Source organism: Promicromonospora xylanilytica (assembly GCF_054782895.1).
Genome location: NZ_BAAGRP010000015.1, coordinates 38,336 through 62,588, shown reverse-complemented (window position 1 = coordinate 62,588; position 24,253 = coordinate 38,336). Strand labels below are relative to the sequence as shown.

20 protein-coding genes are annotated in these 24,253 nt (G+C 72.7%); 10 read left to right on the top strand and 10 right to left on the bottom strand.

Annotated elements, in window-relative coordinates; genetic code table 11:
* Positions 1-7: 7 nt before the first annotated feature.
* Entirely contained in the window at positions 8-676 is a 669-nt protein-coding gene (locus tag ACYVK7_RS15125) for a GNAT family N-acetyltransferase (RefSeq protein WP_460888549.1), read from the top strand.
* 507 nt (positions 677-1,183) lie between these two features.
* Here ACYVK7_RS15125 and murQ read toward each other — a convergent pair.
* The 6 genes from murQ to ACYVK7_RS15095 all read right to left on the bottom strand — a co-directional run bounded on the left by murQ (position 1,184) and on the right by ACYVK7_RS15095 (position 8,364).
* Positions 1,184-2,143, bottom strand: a complete 960-nt coding sequence (murQ, locus tag ACYVK7_RS15120; protein WP_460888548.1) for an N-acetylmuramic acid 6-phosphate etherase — start codon at positions 2,141-2,143, stop codon at positions 1,184-1,186.
* 101 nt (positions 2,144-2,244) lie between these two features.
* On the bottom strand, positions 2,245-3,996 hold the full coding sequence (locus ACYVK7_RS15115; protein WP_460888547.1) for a glycoside hydrolase family 3 N-terminal domain-containing protein: 1,752 nt from the start codon (positions 3,994-3,996) through the stop codon (positions 2,245-2,247).
* Positions 3,993-4,877 carry a carbohydrate ABC transporter permease gene (locus ACYVK7_RS15110; RefSeq protein WP_460888546.1) on the bottom strand — a complete coding sequence of 295 codons (885 nt, stop codon included), beginning with the start codon at positions 4,875-4,877 and terminating at the stop codon, positions 3,993-3,995. The genes ACYVK7_RS15115 and ACYVK7_RS15110 overlap by 4 nt, the downstream gene beginning before the upstream one ends.
* Positions 4,874-5,794 carry a carbohydrate ABC transporter permease gene (locus tag ACYVK7_RS15105; RefSeq protein ID WP_460888589.1) on the bottom strand — a complete coding sequence of 307 codons (921 nt, stop codon included), beginning with the start codon at positions 5,792-5,794 and terminating at the stop codon, positions 4,874-4,876. Before ACYVK7_RS15105 ends, ACYVK7_RS15110 begins: the two co-directional genes overlap by 4 nt.
* 23 nt (positions 5,795-5,817) lie before the next feature.
* The gene (locus ACYVK7_RS15100) at positions 5,818-7,110 is read right to left on the bottom strand and encodes a sugar ABC transporter substrate-binding protein (RefSeq protein WP_460888545.1); all 1,293 of its coding nucleotides are present in this window, start codon (positions 7,108-7,110) and stop codon (positions 5,818-5,820) included.
* Between the two features lie 192 nt (positions 7,111-7,302).
* On the bottom strand, positions 7,303-8,364 hold the full coding sequence (locus tag ACYVK7_RS15095; RefSeq protein ID WP_460888544.1) for a lipoate--protein ligase family protein: 1,062 nt from the start codon (positions 8,362-8,364) through the stop codon (positions 7,303-7,305).
* A gap of 178 nt (positions 8,365-8,542) precedes the next feature.
* Here ACYVK7_RS15095 and ACYVK7_RS15090 point away from each other — a divergent pair, with 178 nt between their 5' ends.
* Both ACYVK7_RS15090 and ACYVK7_RS15085 read left to right on the top strand, forming a co-directional pair.
* Positions 8,543-9,673 (top strand): N-acetylglucosamine kinase, encoded by a 1,131-nt coding sequence (locus ACYVK7_RS15090; protein WP_460888543.1) that lies wholly within the window; start codon positions 8,543-8,545, stop codon positions 9,671-9,673.
* Between the two features lie 111 nt (positions 9,674-9,784).
* The gene (locus ACYVK7_RS15085; protein WP_460888542.1) at positions 9,785-10,693 is read left to right on the top strand and encodes a MurR/RpiR family transcriptional regulator; all 909 of its coding nucleotides are present in this window, start codon (positions 9,785-9,787) and stop codon (positions 10,691-10,693) included.
* Between the two features lie 99 nt (positions 10,694-10,792).
* Here the strand turns inward: ACYVK7_RS15085 and cimA are convergent, their stop codons facing one another.
* Entirely contained in the window at positions 10,793-12,424 is a 1,632-nt protein-coding gene (gene cimA / locus ACYVK7_RS15080; RefSeq protein ID WP_460888541.1) for a citramalate synthase, read from the bottom strand.
* 409 nt (positions 12,425-12,833) lie between these two features.
* On the opposite strand from cimA, the gene ACYVK7_RS15075 reads away from it, so the two are divergent.
* The 7 genes from ACYVK7_RS15075 to ACYVK7_RS15045 are packed head-to-tail and all read left to right on the top strand — an operon-like array spanning position 12,834 to position 20,189.
* A complete protein-coding gene (locus tag ACYVK7_RS15075; RefSeq protein ID WP_460888540.1) occupies positions 12,834-14,033 on the top strand; it encodes an inositol-3-phosphate synthase in 1,200 nt (399 codons plus the stop codon).
* Positions 14,030-15,112 carry an SCO3242 family prenyltransferase gene (locus tag ACYVK7_RS15070; RefSeq protein ID WP_460888539.1) on the top strand — a complete coding sequence of 361 codons (1,083 nt, stop codon included), beginning with the start codon at positions 14,030-14,032 and terminating at the stop codon, positions 15,110-15,112. The genes ACYVK7_RS15075 and ACYVK7_RS15070 overlap by 4 nt, the downstream gene beginning before the upstream one ends.
* Positions 15,109-15,990, top strand: a complete 882-nt coding sequence (locus ACYVK7_RS15065; RefSeq protein WP_460888538.1) for a sugar phosphate isomerase/epimerase family protein — start codon at positions 15,109-15,111, stop codon at positions 15,988-15,990. Before ACYVK7_RS15070 ends, ACYVK7_RS15065 begins: the two co-directional genes overlap by 4 nt.
* A 3-nt stretch (positions 15,991-15,993) precedes the next feature.
* Positions 15,994-16,692, top strand: coding sequence for an EboA domain-containing protein (locus ACYVK7_RS15060; protein ID WP_460888537.1), 699 nt, complete (start codon positions 15,994-15,996; stop codon positions 16,690-16,692).
* Between the two features lie 2 nt (positions 16,693-16,694).
* Positions 16,695-17,573 carry a TatD family hydrolase gene (locus ACYVK7_RS15055; protein WP_460888536.1) on the top strand — a complete coding sequence of 293 codons (879 nt, stop codon included), beginning with the start codon at positions 16,695-16,697 and terminating at the stop codon, positions 17,571-17,573.
* A 13-nt stretch (positions 17,574-17,586) separates the two neighbouring features.
* Entirely contained in the window at positions 17,587-18,792 is a 1,206-nt protein-coding gene (gene eboE / locus ACYVK7_RS15050) for a metabolite traffic protein EboE (protein WP_460888535.1), read from the top strand.
* On the top strand, positions 18,789-20,189 hold the full coding sequence (locus tag ACYVK7_RS15045; protein ID WP_460888534.1) for an alkaline phosphatase family protein: 1,401 nt from the start codon (positions 18,789-18,791) through the stop codon (positions 20,187-20,189). Before eboE ends, ACYVK7_RS15045 begins: the two co-directional genes overlap by 4 nt.
* On the opposite strand, the gene ACYVK7_RS15040 is transcribed toward ACYVK7_RS15045, so the two are convergent.
* From ACYVK7_RS15040 to ACYVK7_RS15030, 3 genes are read right to left on the bottom strand one after another with little or no spacing between them, the layout of a single operon-like run.
* Positions 20,186-22,867, bottom strand: coding sequence for an FtsX-like permease family protein (locus tag ACYVK7_RS15040; RefSeq protein WP_460888533.1), 2,682 nt, complete (start codon positions 22,865-22,867; stop codon positions 20,186-20,188). The two genes, ACYVK7_RS15045 and ACYVK7_RS15040, sit on opposite strands and share 4 nt — an antisense overlap.
* Positions 22,864-23,583 carry an ABC transporter ATP-binding protein gene (locus ACYVK7_RS15035; protein WP_460888532.1) on the bottom strand — a complete coding sequence of 240 codons (720 nt, stop codon included), beginning with the start codon at positions 23,581-23,583 and terminating at the stop codon, positions 22,864-22,866. The genes ACYVK7_RS15040 and ACYVK7_RS15035 overlap by 4 nt, the downstream gene beginning before the upstream one ends.
* Positions 23,580-24,188 carry a PadR family transcriptional regulator gene (locus ACYVK7_RS15030; protein WP_460888531.1) on the bottom strand — a complete coding sequence of 203 codons (609 nt, stop codon included), beginning with the start codon at positions 24,186-24,188 and terminating at the stop codon, positions 23,580-23,582. The genes ACYVK7_RS15035 and ACYVK7_RS15030 overlap by 4 nt, the downstream gene beginning before the upstream one ends.
* Between the last annotated feature and the right edge of the window lie 65 nt (positions 24,189-24,253).

Below are 24,253 nucleotides of genomic sequence, written 5' to 3'. Positions count from 1 at the left end.
TCGCGCCATGCCCACGGCCACCCTGCTGCGCCCCGCCACTGACGCCGACATCTCACGCCTGGTGACGCTGAACAACGCCGCGATCCCCGCGGTCCCGGACACCCCGGCCGCCGACATGGCGGAGCTGCTCGACGTCGCGTCGCTCGCGCTGGTCGCCGTCGACCCGGACAGCCCCACGGACCCGCTCGGCTTCGTCGTCGCGCTCGAGAGCGGCGAGGACTGGCCGGGCGAGAACTACGCGTGGTTCGAGGAGCGCGGGCTGGACCACCTGTACGTCGACCGCATCGTGGTCGGCGAGGGCGCACGCGGCCGCGGCATCGGTCAGCTCTTCTACGACGCCGTGTTCGACGCCGCGCGCACCGCCGGCCACGAGGTCGTCACCTGCGAGGTCAACCTGAACCCGCCGAACCCGGGCTCGATGCGCTTCCACGGCCGGCTCGGGTTCGAGGAGCGCGGACAGCAGCTCACCAAGGGCGGGGACGTGCTGGTCGCGAAGCTGGCGGCAGACGTCGGCGGAGCCGACGCGTACGGGGCCGCCGGCCGCGCCGCCAAGAGCCGGGCCGCGACGAGCCGCGCGACGACGACCGGGACGACGGCGGGCGGGACGACGGCGGGCGGGACGACGGCGACCGGCACGACGGCGGCACGAGCAGCGCTCAGCACCGCCGCGGTCTGACGCCACGACCCCCGGGGCACGGGCCCGGGGGTGAAGGGCACTGCTACCGCCGGGCAACGGCGCCGAACCGCAACCTGCGCGTCCTGCGGTCCACCCTGCCGCGCCGAACCGCAACCTCTGTGTCCCGTGATCCACCCTGCCGCGCCGAACCGCACGTTGCGACACACCGGCGGTGCCGAACCGCAGGAAACACGTGCACCAGACCCCGCATGGACTCGTAACCTTCAGTTGGCGCCCATCCGGACACTCAGCTTGCGGCTCGGCACCCCGGGCGACCCACCCGGACACACAGCCTGCGGCTCGACACCCCGGGCGACCCACCCGGACACACAGCCTGCGGCTCGACACCCCGGCCAACCCACCCGGACACACAGCCTGCGGCTCGACACCCCGGCCAACCCACCCGGACACACAGCCTGCGGCTCGACACCCCGGCCAACCCACCCGCACACACAACCTGCGGCTCGGCACCCGAACCGCAACCTGAGCACCGTCGAACAGATACCGCTACGCCGGCTCGATGCCCAGGGCAGCCAGGGCGTCCCGCACCGACGGGCCGCCGATCCGGCCCGGCTCGACGGCCAGCGCGCGCGTCGCGACGGACCGGTCCACGCCCGCGACGAGCATCACGAGGGCGGCTCGCAGGTCGCCGTCGGTGGCCGCCAGCGCGTTCTCGCACACGTCCGGCTCCAGGTCGGTGGCCTGCGTGAGCAGGCGCACCAGACGCTGGCGCAGCTTGGCGTTGGTGGCGAGCACCTCGACCATGAGGTTCGAGTACGTCTTGCCCAGCCGCACCATGACCGCCGTCGAGAACGTGTTGAGCACCATCTTCTGGGCGGTGCCCGCCTTCATGCGGGTGGACCCGGTGATGGCCTCGGGACCGGTGTTCACCAGGATGGGCACGTCGGCCTTCGGCGCCAGGGCCGCGAAGGGGTTGGATGCGAGCAGCACGGTCCGGGCGCCCCGCGCGCGGCCGACGTCGAGCGCTCCCCCGACGTACGGGGTGCCGCCGCTGGCCGCGATACCGAACACGATGTCGCCCGGGCCGACGTCGGCGACGAGCGCCCCGCCCGCCTCGATGTCGTCCTCCGCGCCCTCCGCCGCCCTCTTGAAGGCGTTCAGCCCGCCCGCCAGGTGCGGCACGAACATCTCCTCGCCCACACCGTAGGTGGGCAGCAGCTCCGCGGCGTCGAGCAGACCCATGCGGCCCGACGTCCCCGAGCCCACGTAGTGCACCCGGCCGCCGGCACGGATGCCCTCGACGGCCAGGTCGATCGCCTCGACGATGCGCGGGTGCGCCGCCCGTACCGCTGCGATGACGGCGGCGTCCTCGTCGGTGATCATGCGCACCATCTCGGCCGTGGAGACCACGTCGATGTCACGTGTGCGCGGGTTGCGCTCCTCGGTGGGTGAGACCGGGCGCGGCGCCGACTGCGCGTGCCGTTCGAATCCCGCCTCCGCGATCATCGGCGAGCCCCTCTCTCATCGCTTGCTGTGTGGTCTTGACGTGTGTGCTGCTCATTGCTCATCGGTGCTCATCACTGCTCGGCTCATCGCTGTTCGGCTCATCACTGCTCGCTGCTGTGCTGCTCTTCGCTGTCCTGCCGGCCCACCGGCCCACGGAGCCGCTCGACCGCGGCCGCCGCGTTCGCCCGCCCCGTCCCGCACGCCACCACGACCACGGGCCCACCACCGCTCAACGCCCCGAACCATTCCTCGACCGGCCCCGGAAGGCCGGTGTGCACCACGACGAGGTCCGGCCGGACCGCCCAGAGCTGCTCCAGCCGGGCTCGTTCGGCCGAACCCGGAACGGGTTCACGGGTGATCACGACCAGTGGTTCGGAGCGAGCCGCGTCCTGGAGGGGGCCCTCAGGAAAGTCTGCAACACGTTCGGCACCAGTTCTGTCGAGATCCGCCGATACACCGTACCGGGTGAATCGGGCGATTAGCACCGCAAGTCCGTGTTGATCGAGACCGAGTTCCGCCGGCACCTCACCGACGGGTCCCTCCGCGGCGCCTCCGTCGGCCGGAAACACCCTCGCCCCCGGCCAGGTCGCGGCGATCGCGGACTGCACGTGCCGGGCCTTGCGCCCGGCGGCGTGGTCCAGCCGCGTGCGCAGGTCGACCACGTCGGGCTCCGCACCGGGGGCGAGCGGCACCAGGGGCCCGCCCCGCACGTGGACGACGGCGTCCGCGATCTGCGCCCCGAGGTCGGCCAGGTCCGCGAGCGCCTCGCGCGCGACGTCGGCGCCGGACGCCGCTCCGGCGGCTGCCCGCCGGTCGCGCACCGCGGTGACGAGGGCCTGGGTGCGTGCCCGCGACTCCTCGAGCCGCTCGACGGTCAGCCGTCCGTTGTCCACGGCCTGGCGCAGCGCGTCGTAGGACTCGCGGTAGAGGGCGGGGTCGAGGCCGAGGCAGAGCAGGTCGGCGCCGGCCTCGACGGCGCGGACGGCGGCCTCCCCGACGGAGCCGGTGAGCTGGCGCAGGGCGCCCATGTCGAGGGCGTCGGTGATGACGGGCCCGTCGTGGCCGAGCTCGCGCAGCAGACGGGTCGCGGCGGGTTCGACGGAGGCGGGTGCCGGGCCGAGTGCGGGGAAGAGCACGTGGGCGGTCATCACGGCGTCGAGGGTGGACTGGCCGGCGGACCGGCCCTCCGGCCGCAGGGCGCGCGCGAAGGGCAGGAGGTCTCGTGCCCGGACGACGTCGAGGGGCGCGTCGACGACCGGCAGTCCGACGTGCGAGTCCACGGTGGTGGCGCCGTGCCCGGGGAAGTGCTTGCCGCAGACGCCGACGCCCGCGCTGCGCACGCCGCGGGCGAACGCGATGCCGTGCCGGGAGACGGTGTCGGGCGTGGTGCCGAAGGCTCGCACGCCGATCACGGGGTTGTCGGGTTCGGAGACGACGTCGAGCACGGGGCCGAGGAGCAGGTCGATGCCGGTCGCGGCGAGGAGCCGGCCCAGTGCCCGACCGGCGTCGAGGGACACCGCGCCGCCGCCGGGGTAGGCGCCGAGCGCCGCCGCGCCGGGCAGGGACGAGCCGGTGGCCGCTTCGAGCCGTGAGACGTCGCCACCCTCCTCGTCGACGGCGATGACCAGGTCGGGCGAGATCGCGTGGAGGGCGGCGGACAGCTCGGTGGTGGTGGCGACGTCGGGGGTGTTCCGCGCGAAGTAGACGACGCCGGCGAGGCCGGCGCGGGCGGCGTCGGCGAGCCAGTCCGGTACGGGCCCGCCGTCGCTGCCTCCGCCGGCCTCGAGCCCGGGCAGGAGCACGCCGTTGACGGCCCGTTCCGTACGGGCCGGTCCGGCGTGCTCCCCTGTCATGCCTTCACCGCTCCCGCCGTGAGGCCGGAGGCGAGGCGGCGCTGGACGAGGATGAAGAAGATCATCACGGGCACGGTGATGATCGTGGAGGCCGCCATGATGGCGCCCCAGTCGTTGGAGTGGATGCCGAAGAACGAGCGGAGGCCGATCGCCACCGTGTAGCTCTCCGTGGCACCGCCGAGCATCGTCATGGCGAAGATGAACTCGTTCCACGCGGTGATGAAGCTGAAGATGCTCGTGGCGACCAGGCCGGGCGCCACCAGGGGCAGCAGGACCGACCAGAACATGCGGCCCCAGCTGGCGCCGTCGAGGTAGGCGGCCTCTTCCAGCTCGACGGGGACCGCGGCGACGAAGCCGCGCAGCATCCAGATGCCGAACGGCAGCGCGAGCGCCACGTAGACCACGACGAGGCCGATCAGGGTGCCGAGCAGCTGCAGGTCGCGGACCTGGACGAACAGCGGGATGACGAGCGCCTCGAGCGGCACCATCTGCACGATGAGCACGAGCATGAGTACCTGGGTGCGCATGCGGAACCGGAACCGGGCCACCGCGACGGAGGCCAGCAGCGCGAGCGCGGACGAGACCAGGACGGTGCCGAGCGCGACCAGCAGGGAGTTGCGCAGGAAGGTCCCGAACCCGCCCTCGGTGAGCACGAACGTGTAGTGGTCGAGCGTCGGCTCGGCCGGCCAGAAGCTGTTGGTGTTCCCGGCCTGCGCGTCGAGCGAGCTGTTCAGCATCCAGTAGACGGGGAACAGTGTGAACACGAGCAGGAGGGCGACGAGCACGCCCTTGCCGAGCTGTTTCATGGGCGAGCGCCGCGCGGTGCGCCGCAGCGGGCGCAGGGCCGGGGCCGGGGCCGGGGCCGGGCGGGTGGCGCTCATCGTTCCTCCTCCGCCAGCACGGTGCGGACGTAGACGGCGGTGATCCCGAGCAGCAGCAGCGTCAGCAGCACGGCGATCGCCGAGCCGAAGCCGTACCGGTTCTGCCCGAACGACTCGACGTACGACCACACTCCCAGGTTCAGCACGGAACGGTTCGATCCCGCGCCGCCCGGCATCAGGTACACCTGCGCGAACACCTTGAAGTCCCAGATGGTCGACAGGATGATCACGACGGCGAACACCTGCCGCAGCTGGGGCACGATGATCGAGAAGAACCGGCGGACCGCCCCCGCGCCGTCCATCTCCGCGGCCTCCAGCATCTCCTTGGGCACGCCGAGCAGGCCGGCGAGCACGGTGACGGCGACGAACGGGAAGCCGTGGTGGATGACGTTGAGCACGACGATCGCGTAGAACGACCACCGGTCGGTGAACCAGTTGGTGGGGTCGTCCAGCAGGCCGAGGCCCATCAGCACGTCGTTGAAGACGCCGCGGTCGGCGTCGAAGATCCAGACCCACACGTAGGTGCCGGTGACCGCCGGCATGGCCCAGGCGGCCATGATCGCGCTGGACGTGACGGTGCGCCAGAAGGTCCCGAGCGACGCCAGCAGCACGGCCACACCGGTGCCGAACGCGACGGTGCCCGCGACGGACAGCACGGCGAACCCGATGGTGTTGGGCAGCACCACCGTCCACAGCTCGGGGGACGTGAGGATCTCGGTGTAGTTCGCGGTGCCGATCCAGTTGGGCTCGCCGGTCGTGATCTCCCGCAGGCCGTAGTCCTGCAGGGAGAAGAGGAACACCCGCACCAGCGGCCAGAGCAGGAGCACGGCAAGGACCACCAGCGCGGGGGCGAGCAGCAGCCAGGGCCGCACGGTGGCGGCCCTGGCCCGGCTGAACCGCGGCAGCGTCCCTCGCAGACGGGTCTCCGTCAGTTGCTGCGTCACTCAGACCCGTTCAGCACGCTCGTCATCTCCTCGGCGGCGGCCTTGCTCGCCTCGGCGACGTCGGCGTCTCCCGAGAGGATGGACTGCATCATCGTGCTCGTGGTGAGCTTGGCCTGCACGGCGCCGTAGGTGGGTGCCACGGGCACCGAGGCACCGCCCTCGACGAACTGCTGGGCGAACGGCGCGACGAGCGGGTCGGTGCTCTCGAGCGTCTCGTCCAGCAGCGAGACCTGGCCGGGGAAGTAGCCGGACTGCTCGCCCCACTGCTGCGCGAACTCACCGGTCGTCATCATCTCGATGAACGTGAAGGCCAGGTCCTTGTCCTCGGCCGTCTCGAACATGCTCAGGTGCGAGCCGCCCAGGACCGACGGGGCGATGCCGCCGTCCTTGCCGGGGATCGGCACGGCGGCGAACTTGCCCTCCATGTCCTTGTTCGCGTCGACGATCGCGCCCGGCGTCCAGGAGCCCATGACCGCCATGCCGACGTCGCCGGCCGCGAAGGCGTCGAGCACGTCGGTCTCGCGCCAGGTGGTGGCGCCGGTGGACGAGTAGCCGCCCTCGGTGGCCAGACCGGTCCAGAACTCGATGCCCTCCTGCGACTCGGGGCTGTCGAGGTGCGAGGTCCAGGTGTCTCCCTCGAGCGTGGCGACCTCACCGCCGGCGCCCCACACCCATGGGTAGACCGTGAACTCGGCGTCGCCGGGCACGGCCACGGCGATCTTGTCCGGGAACTCCTTCTTGAGACCCGCCGCCGCCTCCTCGAGCTCCGCCCACGTGGTGGGCGGCTCGACGCCGGCCTTCTCGAACATCTCCGTGTTGTAGACCAGCGAGCGCACCCCGGCGTACCAGGGCATGCCGTAGAGCTGCTCGTCGTAGGTCCCCGCCTCGACCAGCCCCTCGACCAGGTCGTCGCCGATCCCCGCGCCCTCCACGTGCTCGTCGAGGGGGGCGAGCGCGCCGGCGTCGGCGAACTCGGGGGTCCAGGTGGTGCCGGTCTCCGCGACGTCCGGGGTGGTACCGCCGGCGATCGAGGTGACGAACCGGTCGTGGGCGTCGGCCCACTCGACGAACTCGACGTTGAGCGTCGCCCCGGTCTCCTCCTCGAACGCCGCCGACACGTCGGCGAAGAAGCCGTCGGCGTCGGGGTTCGTGCCCTGCATGATCCAGACGTCGAGGGTTCCGTCACCCTCGTTATCGCCGCCGCCCCCGCCGCCGCACGCGGCCGTCGTGGCGGCGAGAAGCAGTGCGCCCGTCGCCGCAGCTATGGGCCGTCGCATCGCTCGAGTCATCGTTCGGCTTCCTTCCGCTCGGTGCCGCGAGAGTAGCCAGGTGACATTCCTGAGAAATGAAATTCCCTATACGCGGCATTGCGTGGAGATTACTGACGGCATGGGCTATCTGCTAGGGGTGTTACCAAACCGTGATTGCCCATCATGGCACGCGATCAGAGGCACGTCCTATGGCACGGCCCTTGGCACGTTCTACGGAACGCGCGCCGTCCATTTCGGCGTACCGAACTTCGACTCCACCAGCTGCCCGGCCAGCCCCCACTCCTCCGGGGTGATCTCGCCGGTCGTCGTGCGGTAGCGCGCACGGAACGACGCCTCGAGCGCGTCGATCACCGCGGCGCGGGCGAGCCCGGTCTGGGAACGCAGCGGGTCGACCCGCTTGTTCGCGCTGCGCGTGCCCTTGTCGCTGAGCTTCTCGCGCCCGATCCGCAGCACGTCGGTCATCTTGCCGGCGTCCATGTCGTAGGCCATCGTCGCGTGGTGCAGCACGGCACCCCCGGCGAGCCGCTTCTGGGCGGCACCGGCGATCTTGCCCGCGGGCGAGGCGATGTCGTTGAGCGGCACGTACGCGGCGTCGATGCCGAGCTCGTGCAGGGCGCCGATCACCCAGTCGTCGAGGAACGCGTAGGACCGCTCGAAGCTCAGCCCGTCCACGAGTGAGCCCGGCACGTACAGGGAGTACGTGATCGTGTTGCCCGGCTCCATGAACATCGCGCCACCTCCGGAGATCCGCCGGATCACGCGGGCCCCGTGCCGTGCGGCGCCGTCGACGTCCACCTCGTTGCGCAGGGACTGGAACGATCCGATGATCACCGCGGACTCGTCCCACTCCCAGAACCGCAGGGTCGGCCCGCGCCGCCCCGCGCCCAGCTGTTCGGTCAGCACCTGGTCGAGCGCGACGTTGAGCAGGGGCGACACGGCAGGGGTCCGGACCACCTGGAACTCGTGGTCCTCCCAGCCGGTCGCGTGGCCCAGCGCACGCCGGGTGGCCACCGCCACGGCGTCGGCGTCGAACCCCACCGCGGTGGCACCCTCGAGCGCCCCGCGCACCGCCTCCGCGAGCTGCGCCTTCGAGGCGTCGGCGGGCATCCCGTCCAGGGCGGCGCTCATGGCCTCGAGGGCCTCGTCGGGTTCGAGGAAGAAGTCCCCGCTCACCCGCGTGCCCGCCAGCCGCCCGGCGGACCCCTCCGTCTCGACCACGTCGGTCTCGACACGAACCAGCTTTCCGAGTGGAACCTTGAACTCTCCTCGCACGTGTTCACAGTAGGCGACGGTGCCTGCGGTGTCCGACGTCGGAGCCGCGCCTGAGGTACGGCAGGTGCGGTCCGACGTCGGGCACATCCGATATTTGGCCAGAAGGCGCAGCAGAACAGACCAGAATTTCCTCCTCTCTTTAGACAACCTTGCCCTGGTTTCATGTCAGAATGACCTGGTGTCCGAACTCGCACAGGGGATTGATGAAGCGGCGGTCGACGCCTGGGTCGTCGCTCTCGACGTAGGCGGCAGCGGCTCGCGCCTTGTCGCCGAATTCGGCAGTTCCACCCACCCCGAGCGCATCAGCCTGAGCGGCCGCGCCGTCAAGGTGAACCACCACGGCAGCGACGCTCCCGCGGTGGTCGCCTCCCTGTGCCAGTCCTTCAACGCGTGGGCCGCCCGCATGGGCCACGACGGGATGAGCGACGGCAGCACCGCTCCCGTCGCCTCCGCCGCTGTCGGCATCACCGGCCTGACCTCGCTGGTCGAGAAGCCCACCGACGTGCACGACATCCTGGCGCGCGAGCTGCGTACCAACCGCACCGCCGTCGCCGGTGACGCACTCACCGCCCACCTCGGCGCCCTGAAGGGCCGCGCCGGTGCGGTGCTCTCCGTGGGCACCGGAGCGGTCGCGTTCGGCTACGACGGCGTGAGCCGCTGGCGTCGCGCCGACGGCTGGGGACACCTGCTCGGCGACCTGGGCGCCGGTGTCTGGGTCGGCGGCGAGGCGCTGCGCGCGGCAGGCCGCTACCACGACGGCGCGTCCCGCGGGGCCTCGAAGCGCCTGCTGGACGCCGCGGTCACCAAGTTCGGCCTCATCGAGAGCTGGCCCAACCAGTTCTACAAGAACGCGGAGCGCGCCCGGCAGCTCGCGTCGATGGCCCCTGAGGTCATCATCGCGGCGGCGGAGGGCGACTCCACGTCGATCCGCATCCTCGACGAGGCGGGCCGGCACCTGGCGGACACGCTGTCGAGCGCGCTGGGCCGGGGCATCCCGCCGCTCGCCTCCACCACCGGCCGTCTGGTGCAGGAGGAGTCGCCGCTCACGGTGTCGCTCACCAAGCACCTCTCCGAGGACCGGCCCGACGTCTCGCTCGTCCCGAGCGACGGCTCGCCGCTCGACGGTGCGCTCAACCTGGCCCGCCGCCTGCGTGAGGCACCGCAGTCCGTGGCCGGATTCCGGCCGTGGCTCACGGTCCGCGTGGACGGCCACCACACCCTCAACGAGGCCGCCGAAGACATGGGCGCCTCGGACACTCTGGCCGCGGAGCTCTCGGCGACCGAGCTGCCCGGTGACGAGCTTCAGTGACCGGCTGTCGTTCACTGACAGGTTCCATCACTGCTGCGTCATGCCCGAATCCCCGGTACCGGTGTATGTTCTCGACCCCTAGCCCCACCACCCCATCCCGGGAGATGCGACATGACAGGTGACGTCCTCGTCCGACTCAGGCGCGCACTACCGACGCTGCGACCCGCAGAGGCCAGAGTGGCGCAGACGGTCCTCGACGACCCGAACACGGTAGTCGCCTCGACCATCACCGAGCTCGCCGGTCACGCGGACACGTCACAGGCCACCGTCGTGCGCTTCTGCCGCGCCGTCGGCTACGCGGGCTATCCCGAGTTCCGCATCGACCTGGCCCAGGCGACCAGCCGGCGCGAGGTCGAGATGGAGCGCTCCGGCATCGCCGAGGGTGAGATCAACCAGACCGACGACATCGAAGCCGTCGTCTCGAAGATCGCCTTCCACGAGGCCCGCACCATCGAAGAGACCGCCCGCATGATCGACACCGACGCGATCGAGCGGGTCGCCACCGCCATCTCGGAGGCGAAGCGCGTCGACGTCTACGGTGTCGGCTCGTCCAACCTCGCCGCCGCGGACCTCGCGATGAAGCTGCAGCGCATCGGCGTGTTCGTGTTCACGTCCCCCGACCCGCACCAGCAGCTCGCCTCGTCGGCCCTGCTCGAGCCGGGCAACGTCGCGATCGGCGTCTCGCACTCCGGCCAGACGCGGGAGACCAACCAGTCCCTGGAGAACGCGCGCAAGCGCGGCGCCCTCACCGCGGCGATCACGAACTTCCCGGACGCACCGATCGGCCTCGTGTCCGACGTCGTCCTGGCGACCACGGCACGCGAGACCCAGTTCCGGGTGGGTGCGATGTCGAGCCGTATCGCTCAGCTCACCGTCGTGGACTACCTGTTCGTCCGCGTCGCCCAGCGCACGTACGACCGCTCGTCCATCGCCATCAAGGCGACGTACGACGCCGTGCGCGACCAGCGGTTCGACCTGGGCACCCCCCGGGCGGACCGCCCGGCCGCACCGGTCGCCTGACCCACCCGCGCCGAGGTAGTCGTCTGGCGAGGTAGTCGGGTGGCGAAGTAGTACTACTTCGCCACCCGACTACCTCGCCAGACGACTACCTCGGCAGGTTCATGGACGCGGCTCGACGCCCGACTTCAGCAGGCCGTACACGTAGGCCTCGGTGACCGCCTCCCAGGCCGCCTCGACCACGTTGGGGCCCACGCCGACCGTGGACCAGGAGTGCTCACCGTCGCTGGTGTCGATCAGCACCCGGGTGATCGCGTCGGTGCCGAGCTCCGTGTCGAGGATGCGTACCTTGAAGTCGATGAGCTCGAACCGCGCGAGCTCCGGGTAGACCTGGGACAGCGCGGTGCGCAGGGCCTGGTCGAGCGCGTTGACCGGCCCGTTACCCTCTCCCGTCGTCACGATGCGCTCGCCACCGGCCCGGATCTTGACGGTCGCCTCGGCCACGGCGTCGGCGTCGGGCGCGTGGACCGACGGCGGGGCCGCGCCCGCCGGCAGCGTCTCGATGATGGTGCGCCACGACTCGACGGCGAAGAACTCCGGACGGCGACCGAGCTCCGAGCGCAGCAGGAGCTCGAACGACGCGTCGGCCGCCTCGTAGGTGTAGCCGGCCGCCTCGTCGTCCTTCACCCGGTTGGTGACCCGGGACAGCAGCTCGCCCTGACCGGCGAGGTCGAAGCCCAGCTCGCGGCCCTTGAGCTCGACCGAGGCGCGGCCCGCCATGTCCGAGACGAGCATCCGCATGTCGTTGCCGACCAGCGTGGGGTCGGTGTGTTGGTACATGTCGGGGTCCACCCGGATGGCGCTGGCATGCAGGCCGCCCTTGTGGGCGAACGCGCTCGCCCCGACGTACGGCTGGCGCGCGAACGGCGAGATGTTCGTGATCTCGCTGATGGCGTGCGAGATCCGAGCGGCCTCCCGCAGACCGCCGTCGGCCAGGAGGGACATGCCGCCCTTCAGCTCCAGGTTGGCGACGACGGTGACGAGGTCGGCATTGCCGGTCCGCTCGCCGTACCCGTTGATCGTGCCCTGCACGTGGGTGGCGCCCGCCTCGACGGCGGCGAGCGAGTTCGCGACGGCGCAGCCGCTGTCGTTGTGCGCGTGCACGCCGAGCAGCTGCCCTGACCCGACGGCGACGGTGGACCGCAGCTCGTGCACGATCTCGCCGATCCAGGTCGGCAGCATGCCCCCGTTGGTGTCGCAGAGCGTGACCACCTCGGCGCCGGCGTCGAACGCAGCGGTGACGGCGCTCCTCGCGTAGTCGGGGTCGTGCCGGTAGCCGTCGAAGAAGTGCTCGGCGTCGAGCACCACGCGGCGGCCCTCGGCGACGAGGAACGCGACGGTGTCGCCGATCATCGCGAGGTTCTCGGCGCGAGTGGTCTTCAGCGCGCGCTCCACGTGCCGCACGTCCGACTTGGCCACGAGCGTCACCACCGGCGTGGCGGCGTCGAGCAGGGCTCGCACCTGCTGGTCGTCCCCCGCACGCACGCCCGCGCGGCGGGTGGCCCCGAACGCGGCGAGCACCGCGTTCTTGAGGGTGAGCTCGGTGGCGGCGCGCGCGAAGAAGTCGGTGTCCTTGGGGACCGCACCCGGCCAGCCGCCCTCGATGTAGCCGACGCCGAGCTCGTCGAGGAGAGCCGCGATGGCGAGCTTGTCGGAGACGGAGAGGCTCATGCCCTCCTGCTGCGCGCCGTCGCGCAACGTCGTGTCGTACACCTGGAACGAGGCGGTGGTCATCGATGCTCCCAACGATGTGGCTGACGATGTGGCTGACCGGGCCGCAGGACCCTCAGACCAATAAAAAAAGACCCTCCGGGTGTGGAAGGTCTGCGCGTCCGGTGGGGTGTCTCCGGACGCGCTACGAAATGATGATCACCTGTCGCGGGGTGCAGCGCGGGCTCATGGGGGCCATCGTGCCACAGCCCGCCGGGCGGCGGAAGCGGTGACCAGCAGGCGGACGCGGACGCGGCTCACCCCTGGCTTTCAGCGGCGGACGGCGCTTACCCTGTCGCTCGTCGCCCGCCCTCGCGGGCCGCCCGTTGTCGACGATCTCGCTTCTTCCGATGATCTTTGAACTTTTGTTTGCTTATCGGCATAAGTCCGGGATAGGTTGCTCGGGACGACGACGTCGATCCGGGGAGCGATGATGTACGACGCCACTGCACGCCACCATGCCGCCGAACGCACGGGAATCTGGTTCGTCGGAGCCCGTGGCTCCGTGGCCAGTACCGCGGCACTAGGCCTAGCCGCCATTGCCGAGGGACAGTCACCACCGACGGGCTGTGTCACCGCACAGGAGCCGTTCGCCTCGGCGGGTCTGCCGGAGTTCGCCGACCTCGTGGTGGGCGGGCACGACATCTCCTCCGTCACCATGACCAAGCGCGCGGAGTGCCTGGTCGAGACCGGGATGGTCCCGCCGCGGCTGTTCGCCGCCGCGCACGACGCCCTCGAGCGCGCCGACGCCGAGGTACGCCCCGGCTACGACCCGCACGGCGGATCGGACGACGAGTCCCAGCAGGCCGTCGCCGAGCGTCTGGCCGCCGACATCACGTCGTTCCGTGAGCGGAACGCGCTGGCCCGCGTCGTGGTGGTGGACCTCTCCTCCACCGAGGCCCCCGTGGTCCCCGTGCCGGAGCACGACGACCCCGCGGCCCTGCTCGTCGCCCTGGCCGACCCCGCGCGGGCCGTGCTCCCGGCGTCCTCCGTCTCGGCGTACGCGGCGATCCTTGCCGGAGCCGCGTACGCCGCCTTCACCCCGTCGGCCGGCATGAGCCTGCCCGCACTGACCGAGCTCGCCCGTGAGCACGGCATCCCCGTCGCCGGACAGGACGGCAAGACCGGGCAGACCTGGCTCCGCACGGTCCTGGCGCCCGCGTTCGCCGCGCGCAACCTCAAGGTGCTGTCGTGGGCGGGGACCAACCTGCTGGGCGGCGGTGACGGCGCCACCCTGGCCGACCCCGACGCCGTGCGCAGCAAGCTGTCCACCAAGACGCGGGGACTGACAGCGCTGACCGGCAGCGACATCACCCCCCTGCACATCGACAACGTGCCGGACCTCGGCGACATCAAGGTCGCCTGGGACCACGTGCACGTCGAGGGCTTCCTCGGCTCGCGGCTCACCCTCCAGACCACCTGGAGCGCGCACGACTCGATGCTCGCCGCGCCCCTCGTCCTCGACCTGGCCCGCCTGCTCGCGCTCGCGCACGCCGCCGGCATCAGCGGTCCGGTCCAGGAGCTGGGCTTCTTCTTCAAGGACCCGTGGGGCTCCGACGTGCACGACGCGGCAGACCAGGCCCGCGCGCTCGAGGAGTGGGTCCGCGGCGCCTCGGCGCAGGTCGAACCATGACCTCGCGGTCCGGCCAACGCCGCTTCAGGCCCCGGTTCGACCCACCGCTGAGCGAGCAGTCGCCGGCCGGCCGGACGGCCGTCGACCACAGCACCTGCTGCCGGGGCACCGCCGGCGTCGGCAGCGACTGCTGTGGTCAACGGCGCCGGCGGGCCGGTCTGCGAGACCTCGCCGAGCTGGTCCGCGCACCCGCCGCCCTGAGCGTCATCGGCGACTCCCTGGCGGGCCTCGCCGCCGCGAGGGCCGGCACACCCGTACCGTTCAAGGGCCGCCACGCCCTGCTCCCGGTCGCCTCGGCCTGCCTCTACCTGGGCGGCATGGCCCTGAACGACTACGCCGACCGGCACCTCGACGCGACCGAGCGCCCCGAACGTCCCATCCCGTCCGGCCGGATCACGCCCCGCGGCGCGCTCGCCGTCGGAGCGGCCCTGACCGCCGGGGGTGTGGCGGCCGCGGGCATCGCCGGCGGACGGCGCGCGCTCGCCGTCGCCGTACCGCTCGCCGCCTGCGTCTGGACCTACGACCTGGTCGCCAAGGACCACCCGACGGGGCCGGCCGTCATGGCGGCGTGCCGGGGGCTCGACGTGCTGCTCGGCGCCACGCCGGGGAACGTGCGGTCGGCTCTCCCCGCCGCCGCGGGCCTCGCCGCCCACACCCTCGGCGTCACGGTGCTCTCCCGCGGCGAGGTGCACGGCACCACGACGCAGGTGGCCGGCGGCGTCGCCGCGGGGACGGTCGCGGGCGCGATCGCCGCGGCCGCCACTGCGCCCGCGACGGGCTCGTCAGCAGCGGGTACCGGCCGCCAGGCCGTCGTCCGGTGGACGACGGCCGCGGCCGCCGGCGCCTACGCGGCGGCCTGCCTGCCCGCGCAGGTGCGCGCGGCGGCCCGGCCGACGGCGGCGAACGCCCGCACGGCGACCCGGTCCGGCATCCAGGCGATGGTGCCGCTCCAGGCCACGTGGGCAGCACGCTCCGGCGGCCTCGGGACCACCGCGCTCCTGGCCGGGGTCGCCGCCGCCGGTTACGGGCTGCGGCTGCTGAGCCGCGCTCGCGGCCGCGCGGGGGTGAGCATCACGTGAGACCACCGTTCCTGCTGGGCTACGGCACCAACGGTTTCGGTGACCACCCCCTGCACACGGCGCTCGACGTGCTCGACGACGTCGGGTACGACGCGGTCGCGCTGACTCTCGGCTTTCCGCACCTCGACCCGTTCGCACCGCTCGCGAGCGACGACGTCACCGCGCTGCGCGCGCACCTCGGGCGCATGCGCGGGGGTACGGGCGCGGCGGTGGTCGTCGAGACCGGTACCCGGTACCTGCTGGACCCGCTGCACAAGCACCGGCCCACGCTCGTCGACCGGGACGCCACGCTGCGCATGCGCTTCCTGGAGCGAGCCATCGAGATCGCCGCGGACCTCGACGCGCGCTGCGTCTCGTTCTTCTCGGGGATCCTGCCTGCCGACGCCGACCCGGCGGACGGCTGGGCCCGGCTGCGCGACCGCGTCCCCGCCCTGGTCGAGTACGCGGGGGAACGCGGTGTGCGGCTCGCGGTAGAGCCTGAGCCGGGCATGCTGGTCGAGACGGTCGACGACGCCCTGCGCCTGCTGGGCGACGTCGGCACGCCGCCCGAGCTGGGGATCACCGTGGACGTCGGGCACTGCCTGGTCGTGGAGCCCGAGGGGGTCGACGGGGCGCTCCGCGCGGCCGCGCCGTACCTGCGCAACGTGCAGCTCGACGACATGCCCCGCACGCACCATGAGCACCGCCCCTTCGGCGAGGGCAGCATCGACCTGCCGGGGGTGCTCGCCACGCTCGCCGACATCGGTTACACGGGGGTCGCCGCCGTCGAGCTGCCCCGCCACTCCCACGACGCGCCACGGCTCGCCCTCGACAGCCGCACCGCACTGCTGCGGGCCTGGGCCGCCGTCACCGGCGCGCCGACCGGCGAAAGGACGTAGGTCATGAACACCGACAGCCGCGCGACGGACACGGGCGCCCGGCCCGGCCCGGACTGGCTCACCGAGGCCCGTGCCGAGGTGGCCCGCGACCCGGACAGCGTCGCCCGGGCGTTCGCGTTCGCCGCCCGGCGCGTGGGCCGCGCGCCGCTGCGGCCCGACACCGACCCGGGCGGCGTGGTCCACGGCACCGTCGACGACGCCGCCCGCGCCGAGCTGGTCGTCGCGCTCGTGGACGCCGTGGGCACGGGCCAGGACTGCGCCGAGCGCCTGGTGTCCCTCTACCAGCAGGGCGATGCCGCCGAGCGGCGCGGGGTGCTGCGCGGCCTCGACGCGCTGACCGGGCGCGACGCCCTCGGCCCTGCGGACACCGGCACCGGTCCGCTCGTCGCCGCGGGCCTCGACCTCGCCGCCGACGCGCTGCGCACCAACGACCCGAGCCTCGTCGCGTCCGCCGTCGGGCCGTTCGGGGCGCGGTACCTGGACCAGCACACGTGGCGGCACGCGATCCTCAAGCTCGTCTTCCAGGGCACGAGCCTGGACGCGGCGGCCGGGCTCCAGGACCGCGCCGACGACGAGCTCGACCGCATGGCCCGTGACTTCGCGGCCGAGCGGCAGGCGGCCGGACGCCCCGTGCCCGCCGATCTCGACCGGCTCACGACCACCCCCCTCAGCAGCACCCCGCTCAGCCGCACCAAGGAGTGACGATGCGCATCCTCGACCCGCACATCCACATGACGAGCCGCACCACCGACGACTACGAGGCGATGTACGCCTCGGGGGTGCGCGTCGTCGTCGAGCCCGCGTTCTGGCTGGGCCAGCCCCGCACCGGTGTGGGCTCGTTCACCGACTACTTCGACTCCCTCCTGGGCTGGGAGAGGTTCCGGGCGGCGCAGTTCGGCATCCGGCACCACGCGACCATCGCGCTCAACCCCAAGGAGGCGAACGACCCGCGCTGCCGCGAGGTGCTCGCCGAGATCCCGCGCTACCTGCTCAAGGACGGCGTGGTGGCCGTCGGCGAGGTGGGCTACGACTCGATGACGCCCGAGGAGGACGAGGTGTTCTCCGCCCAGCTGCGGATGGCCCAGGACGCGGAGCTCCCCGTCCTGGTGCACACCCCGCACCGCGACAAGCTCGCGGGGACGCGCCGCACCCTCGACGTCGTCGCCGAGTCCGGGCTGCCGGCCGAGCGGGTGCTGGTGGACCACCTCAACGAGACCAACGTGGCCATGGTGCTCGACGCCGGTGCGTGGGCCGGGTTCTCGATCTACCCCGACACCAAGATGGACGAGGACCGCATGGTCGCCATCCTCAAGGAATACGGGACCGAGCGCATGATCGTGAACTCCGCGGCGGACTGGGGGCGGTCCGACCCGCTCAAGACCGCCAAGACGGGCCACGCGATGCTCGCGGCGGGGTTCAGCGACGACGACGTCGACAAGGTGCTGTGGCGCAACCCCGTCGCCTTCTACGGGCAGTCGGGCAACCTGGTGCTGGACCCGGTACCGGGGTTCACCGAGGGGGCCCCGCCCGCCCCGGGCGTCGAGTTCGAGGGCTCGTCCGTGCTCCGCGGCGCGAGAGCCTGAGGGGGACCAGACGATGCTGCTCTCCTACTGCACCAACGTGCACCCCGCCGAGGACCTCGACGGCGTGATCGACCAGCTCGCCCGGTACTCCGGACCGGTCCGTGAGGCGGCGGGCCTCGACACCCTCGGCGTCGGCCTGTGGCTGCCCGCCGAGGTGGCACACCGCCTGGACGCCTCCGCGGAGGACCGTGCGCGGCTGCGTGCGGCACTCGCCGAGCACCGGCTCCAGGTGCACACGCTCAACGCCTTCCCGTACGGCGGCTTCCACCGCGAGGTCGTCAAGCTCGCGGTCTACTCCCCCACCTGGGCCGAGCGGGCCCGCCTCGACTACGTCCTCGCGTGCGCCCGGGTGCTCGCCGACCTGCTGCCGGAGGGCGCCGCCGGGTCGATCTCGACGCTGCCCCTGGCGTGGCGCGCCCCCTGGACCCGCGCGGACGACGACGAGGCGACCAAGGCCTTCGCCACGCTGTCCGCCGAGCTGCGCGAGCTGGAGCGGCGCACCGGCCGCACCGTGCGCATCGCCGTCGAACCCGAGCCGGGCTGCGTGCTCGACACGGTGGACGACGTGGTCGCGTGGCTCGCCGCACGTACCGGCCCCGAGTGGCCCGTCGACCGCCGGATCGACCCCGAGTACATCGGTGTCTGCCTGGACACCTGTCACCTGGCCGTCTCGTTCGCCGACCCGGCCGGCGCCGTCCGCCGCATCACCGACGCCGGCCTGCGCGTGGTGAAGGTGCAGGCCTCGGCGGCGCTGGAGGTCGCGGACCTGTCCGCGCCGGGCGCACGGGACGCCGTGGGTCGGTTCGTCGAGCAGCGCTACCTGCACCAGGTACGCGAGCTGACGGCGGCGGGCGACGTCCTCGCGTCGGACGACCTGCCGGTGGCGCTCGGCGACACCGACCGCCGCCCGGGCCTGCCGGGCGAGGGGCCGTGGCGCGTGCACTTCCACGTGCCGCTGCACCACGAGCCGGCGGCGCCGCTGGCCGCGACGACCGAGGTGCTGCGCGACGCCGTCGCCGCCGTCCGGGCCGCCCCGCACGGCGCCGAGGCGCACCTCGACGTCGAGACGTACACGTGGTCGGTCCTGCCGGACGGCGTGGACGGCGGCGCACCGGGCGAGGCGGGCCTGGTCGCCGGGATCGCGGCCGAGCTCCGGTGGGCCCGCAAGCACCTGTTGACCGGCCCGGCCGAAGCCACCACGGAAGGAACCGAAGCATGAAGCCCGTCCTCCTGCTCGACGTCGTCGGACTCACCGCCCGCGCTCTCGCCCACATGCCGCGCCTGCGCCGGCTCGCGGCGTCCGGCTGGCAGTCCGAGCTCGCCACCGTGCTGCCCGCCGTGACCTGCAGCGTGCAGTCGACGATGCTCACCGGTCTGATGCCGGCACAGCACGGGATCGTCGGCAACGGGTGGTACTTCCGCGAGCTCGGCGACGTGTACCTCTGGCGCCAGCACAACAAGCTCGTCGCCGGCGAGAAGGTCTGGGAGACCGCTCGCCGCCACGACCCGGCCTACCAGGCCGACAACGTGTGCTGGTGGTACGCGATGGGCATGACCACCGACCTGACGATCACCCCCCGCCCGATCTACCACGCCGACGGGCGCAAGTCGCCGGACGGGTACGTCCGGCCCGCCGCGCTGCACGACGACCTGGTGGGCCGGTTCGGGGACTTCCCGCTGTTCCAGTACTGGGGCCCGACGGCGTCGATCGCGTCGACCCAGTGGATCGTGAACGTGACCCGCCACCTGCTGCGCACGCGGACCTCCCAGCTCACGACGGCCTACGTGCCGCACCTCGACTACGACCTGCAGCGCTTCGGGCCCGAGTCGCCCGAGGCCGACCGGGCGGCGGCCGACCTCGACGCCGCCCTGACCCCCCTGCTGGACGACGCCGAGGCGGCGGGCGTCACCGTCGTCGCGGTCTCCGAGTACGGGATCGGGCCCGCGAACCAGCCCGTGGACATCAACCGGCTGCTGCGGCGCGAGGGCTTCCTGGAGGTCTACACGCAGGACGGACGCGAGCAGCTCGACCCGTGGACGTCGCGCGCCTTCGCCGTCGCCGACCACCAGGTGGCGCACGTGTACGTCGACGACCCGGCCGACCTGACCCGGGTGGCGGACCTGCTGCGCGGTGTACCCGGCGTCGACGAGGTGCTCGACCGCGAGGCGCAGGCCAAGTACGGCCTGGACCACGAACGGGCCGGCGAACTGGTCGTCGTGGCCGAGCCCGGCGCGTGGTTCACGTACTACTACTGGCTCGACGACGACCGCGCGCCCGAGTTCGCGCGCGGCGTCGACATCCACCGCAAGCCGGGCTACGACCCCGCCGAGCTGTTCTTCAACCCCGCCGACCCGCTCGCCAAGGCCAAGGCCGGCATGAACCTGGTGCGCAAGAAGCTGGGCCTGCGGTACGCGATGAGCACCACCCCGCTCGACGCGTCGTACGTGCGCGGCACGCACGGCCGCCTGCCCGACTCGTCGGCGGACACGCCGCTCGTGCTGTGCTCGGCGGCCGAGGTGCCGTCGTCCGTCGCCTCCTGGGTCGACGACGACGCCGGCCAGGTCCCGGCGACGGCGGTCAAGGACCTGGTGCTCGACCTGCAGGGGGTTCGCTAACCGTCCAGGCGGCGGGTCAGGTCGACGCGCGAACGGGTGACCAGCCAGGCGGCCGCCACGCCGAGCAGCGGGAGCGCGACGACCAGGCCCGTGATGCCCAGCCAGGGCACCTCGACCAGCCAGGCAGGATCCGCCTCGCCCCACTCGAACCTCTTGTAGAGCACAAACGCGATGCCGAGCACCGGCCCGGTGACCAGGCCGAGCAGTGTGCCGGTCACCGCGATGACGCCGGCCTGGGCTCCCGCGACGCCTCGCCGGGTACCCGGCGAGGCGCCGACGGCGGACAGCGTGGCCAGGTCCGGCCGGGACTCGGCGGCCGCGAGCGCCGCCGCCATCCAGACCGCCGCGAGCGCCACGAACCCTGCGACGAGGCCGATCAGGAGCACCTGGGCGGCCTGCGGGGTGCCGAAGTCCTGGAAGCCGCGTTCGACGTCGGCGGTCAGGGACGGGGCTGCCGCCTCGTCGGTACCGAGGGCACCGACCGCGGAGTCCAGCGTGTCGATCTGGGCCTGGTTGGGCATCGTGTCGGGGCGGCCGACGAGGGCGCCGACCGTGGTGGTGAGGCCGAGCTCGTCGACCAGGGCGGGCGGGACGACCGGTAGCAGCGGGCTCTCGTAGAGGCCGTCACCGGCCGCGACGGCGGGGACGACGACCGTGCGGGGCTCGCCGACGTCGTCGCCCGTCGCCGAGTCGTACTGGTTGACGGTCAGGTGCGCGGTACCGTCGGGCCAGAGGTACCCGTGCGGCACTACCACCTTTCCTGCCGCGAGTGCCGTGGCGGCCCGGTCGGGATCGGGGTAGGCGAGGTACTCGGCGAGCGTCCCGTCGTCGACGAGCGTGCCGGAGAACGCCGGGCCGCCCGCCGCACCACCACCGGCGTACCCGAAGGCCTCCGGATCCGGCGGTTCGGCGAAGACCATGGCGGTCGTTCCGGGCGTGCTGCTGGCGAGCGTGTCGACGGGGACGAGCGGCCCGGCGTCGGGGACGAACCTGCGGACCTGGTCGGTGATCGGCGCGGTCCAGGGTGCCAGGCCGTCCGCGGTGTCACCGCTGGTCACGGCGAGGGTCCCCTCGGTGACGCTCATCGTGTAGCTGCGCCGGTCGTGCTCCAGGCTCGACGCGGCGAACACCATGCTGCCGACGGCGGCCGCCACCGCGACGAGCACCGCGGCGATCGCGGGTGCGGACCTGCCGCGCTGACGTGCGGCGTCGCGCAGCGCGAACCGCCAGGCCACGGGCAGGACGGGCGCGAGCCTGCCGAGCCCGCTCAGGATGGGGCCCGCGAGCATCGCCAGCCCCAGCTCCGCGACCACGATTCCGCCGGCGAGCAGCAGCGGCCTCCCGGTGGGAGCGGTCAGGAGCGCGACGAGGAGGCCGACCGCGGTCAGGGCGACACCGGCCACGGTGAGCCAGGCCACCGGTCCGGGACGGGAGCGCCGTCCGGCGAGCGCCAGGACGGGGTCCTGGCGTGCCGCCCGCCGGGCGGGTTGCCAGGCGGCGACCAGGGTGATCAGCAGCCCGATCAGGACGCACAGGCCGAGCTGCGGCCAGGGCACCACCAGGCCGCGGATCTCGAACCACCAGACGCCCACGGTGCCGGCGAGGACCCCGAGCAGGACCGCGACGGCGGAGGCCGCGAGGCCGGTCACCGCGGCACTGCCGAGGGAGATGGCTCGCAGGGCGCGCGCGTCGCCGCCGTTCGCGGCGACCAGGCCGAGGGCGCGCTCCTGCCGGCGGGCGCCGACGGCGAACGCCGGCCCGATGAGCAGCACCGCCTCGAACAGGCCGATCCCTGCCACGGCGAGCACGAGCAGGAGCTGCTGTCGGTCGCCGGCGCCCTCGGTCTGCGCGGCGAGCGCGACCTGGGACGGGTCCGGCGGGTCGACCAGGGCGTCCCGGCTGGTGACCACGAACCCGTGCTCGTTCAGGGCACGGATCTGGCCCCAGGTCACCGGCACCCCTGCCACGTACCAGCCGCGGTCGGCGAGCGACTCGTCGAGACCGTTCTTCCCGGCGGGCAGGGCGCCGTCCGGCACGTGGGCGACCGCTGCGGCCCTGGTGGGCTGGTGCTTCGTCAGCAGTCCGGTCAGGGTGAGGTCACCGAGGCCCTCCGTCCCGACCGTGTCACCGATCTCGAGACCGAGGTCCTGTGCGGTACGCCAGTACACGGCGATCTCGCCCGCCCCGGGCAGGTCGCCCGCACGCAGGTCGACGGCGGCCGCGACCTGCGGCACGGAGAGGTCGGTGGTCAGCACGCCGACCGTCGTCTCGAGCTCAGGCCCGTGCAACGCCCGGCCGGCGTTCGCGTACGGCACCAGGGTGGCGCCGTCGGCCAGCTCGGCCCGCGCCTGGGCCTCCAGCTCGGCGCTCGCGGGCCACTCGGCGTCGGCGCCGTGGTCGACGACGCTCGCCTGCTGCCCGTTCGACGACTGCTCGGCGCCGCTCGGGTGGAAGAGCTGCAGCTGGGCCTGCAGGTCCGGGCCGAGCACGTCGCGCGCGATGGTCGTGTCCGTGACCTCCGTCGACTCCAGGCCGGTGAGCAGCCCCGCACCACCGAGTACCGGGAGCCCGACCAGCACCGCGACGAGCGCCGTCCGGGCCTTGTTCCGTCGTGCCTCACGGGCGCCGCTCCGCAGCGCGATCCGCCAGCGGCCGCGCCAGCGCGCCAGTGCGGTCACGCCTGCACCCCCAGCAGGGTCTCGGGCCCGGCAGCGGAGCCCGTGGAGTCCACGACGACGCCGTCGCGCAGGAACACCGTCCGGTCCGCCCATGCGGCGTGGCGTGCGTCGTGGGTGACCAGCAGGCCTGCCGCACCGGACTCGACGCGGGCCCGCAGGGTCCGCATCACGGCCTCACCGGTCACGGAGTCGAGTGCGCCCGTCGGCTCGTCCGCCAGCACCAGCCGACGTGGCCCGACGAGGGCCCGCGCGATCGCGACGCGCTGAGCCTGACCACCCGACATGTCGTCGGGGAACCGGCCGCCCAGGTTCTCGAGGCCGACCTCCTCGAGCGCGGCCAGGCCGGCGACGCGGGCCTCGCGGGTCGCCCTGCCGTCGAGCTCGAGCGGGAGCATCACGTTCTCCAGCGCGGTCAGTGCCGGGATCAGGTTGAAGTCCTGGAACACGTACCCGACGTGCCGCCGCCGCAGGGCAGAGCGTTCCTGCAGGCCCATGGACCCCATGTCCTGCCCAGCGACCCGCACCGTGCCGGACGTCGGGGTGTCCAGGCCGCCCGCGAGGTGCAGCAGCGTGGACTTGCCCGAGCCGGACGGGCCCATGACGGCGACCATCTCACCCTCCTGGATCTCGAGGTCGACGGCTCGCAGGGCGTGCACCTCGGTGGGTCCGCTGCCGTGCACGCGGGACACCGCACTGAACTGCAGGACCGGGTTCATCGGACGGTCTCCTTCGGCTCGGTCGCACCAGCGTTCTCCGCGTCTGCACGGGTCTCCTGCCGGACCGTCCGCGGCCCGGCCGCCCTGAGCACGCTCGCCTCGACGTGGTCGAGCCAGCGGAGCTCGGCCTCGGTGGCGAAGACGAGGCTGTCCAGCACGAGGGACCAGGCGAGGTCGTCGCTCGCCTCGCGCTTGAGCCGCGTGTAGTCCTGCAGCACCGACATGGTGGCCGTGCGCTGCCGCTGCACCATCCGGGCGACATCGACGGGGTGCCCGTCGACCCGGACGGTGACGGCGAGCGCCAGCTTGATCGCGAGCTCGTCTCTGGCGGGCGCGCCACGGTCGACCGGGGTGTCCCACCACTTTGCTGCCTGGGTTCGTCCCAGGTCGGTGAGCCGGTACGCGAGGGGCGCGTCGCCGTCGTCGGGCAGCACCTGGGCGGGTTCGATCAGCCCGTCGCGCTCGAGTCGCGTCAGGGTGGAGTATGCCTGGCCGATGTTGAGCGGCCAGGTGCCGCCCGTGCGACGCTCGAACTCCTGCCGCAGCTGATAACCGTGCATGGACTGCTCGCTGAGGAGTGCGAGAAAGCCTTGTCGTACGGACACGCCGAACCTCCGATAGTTACTCGGTAAGCATTGGAACTTTCGCCATAGTTACCGAGTAAGCATGG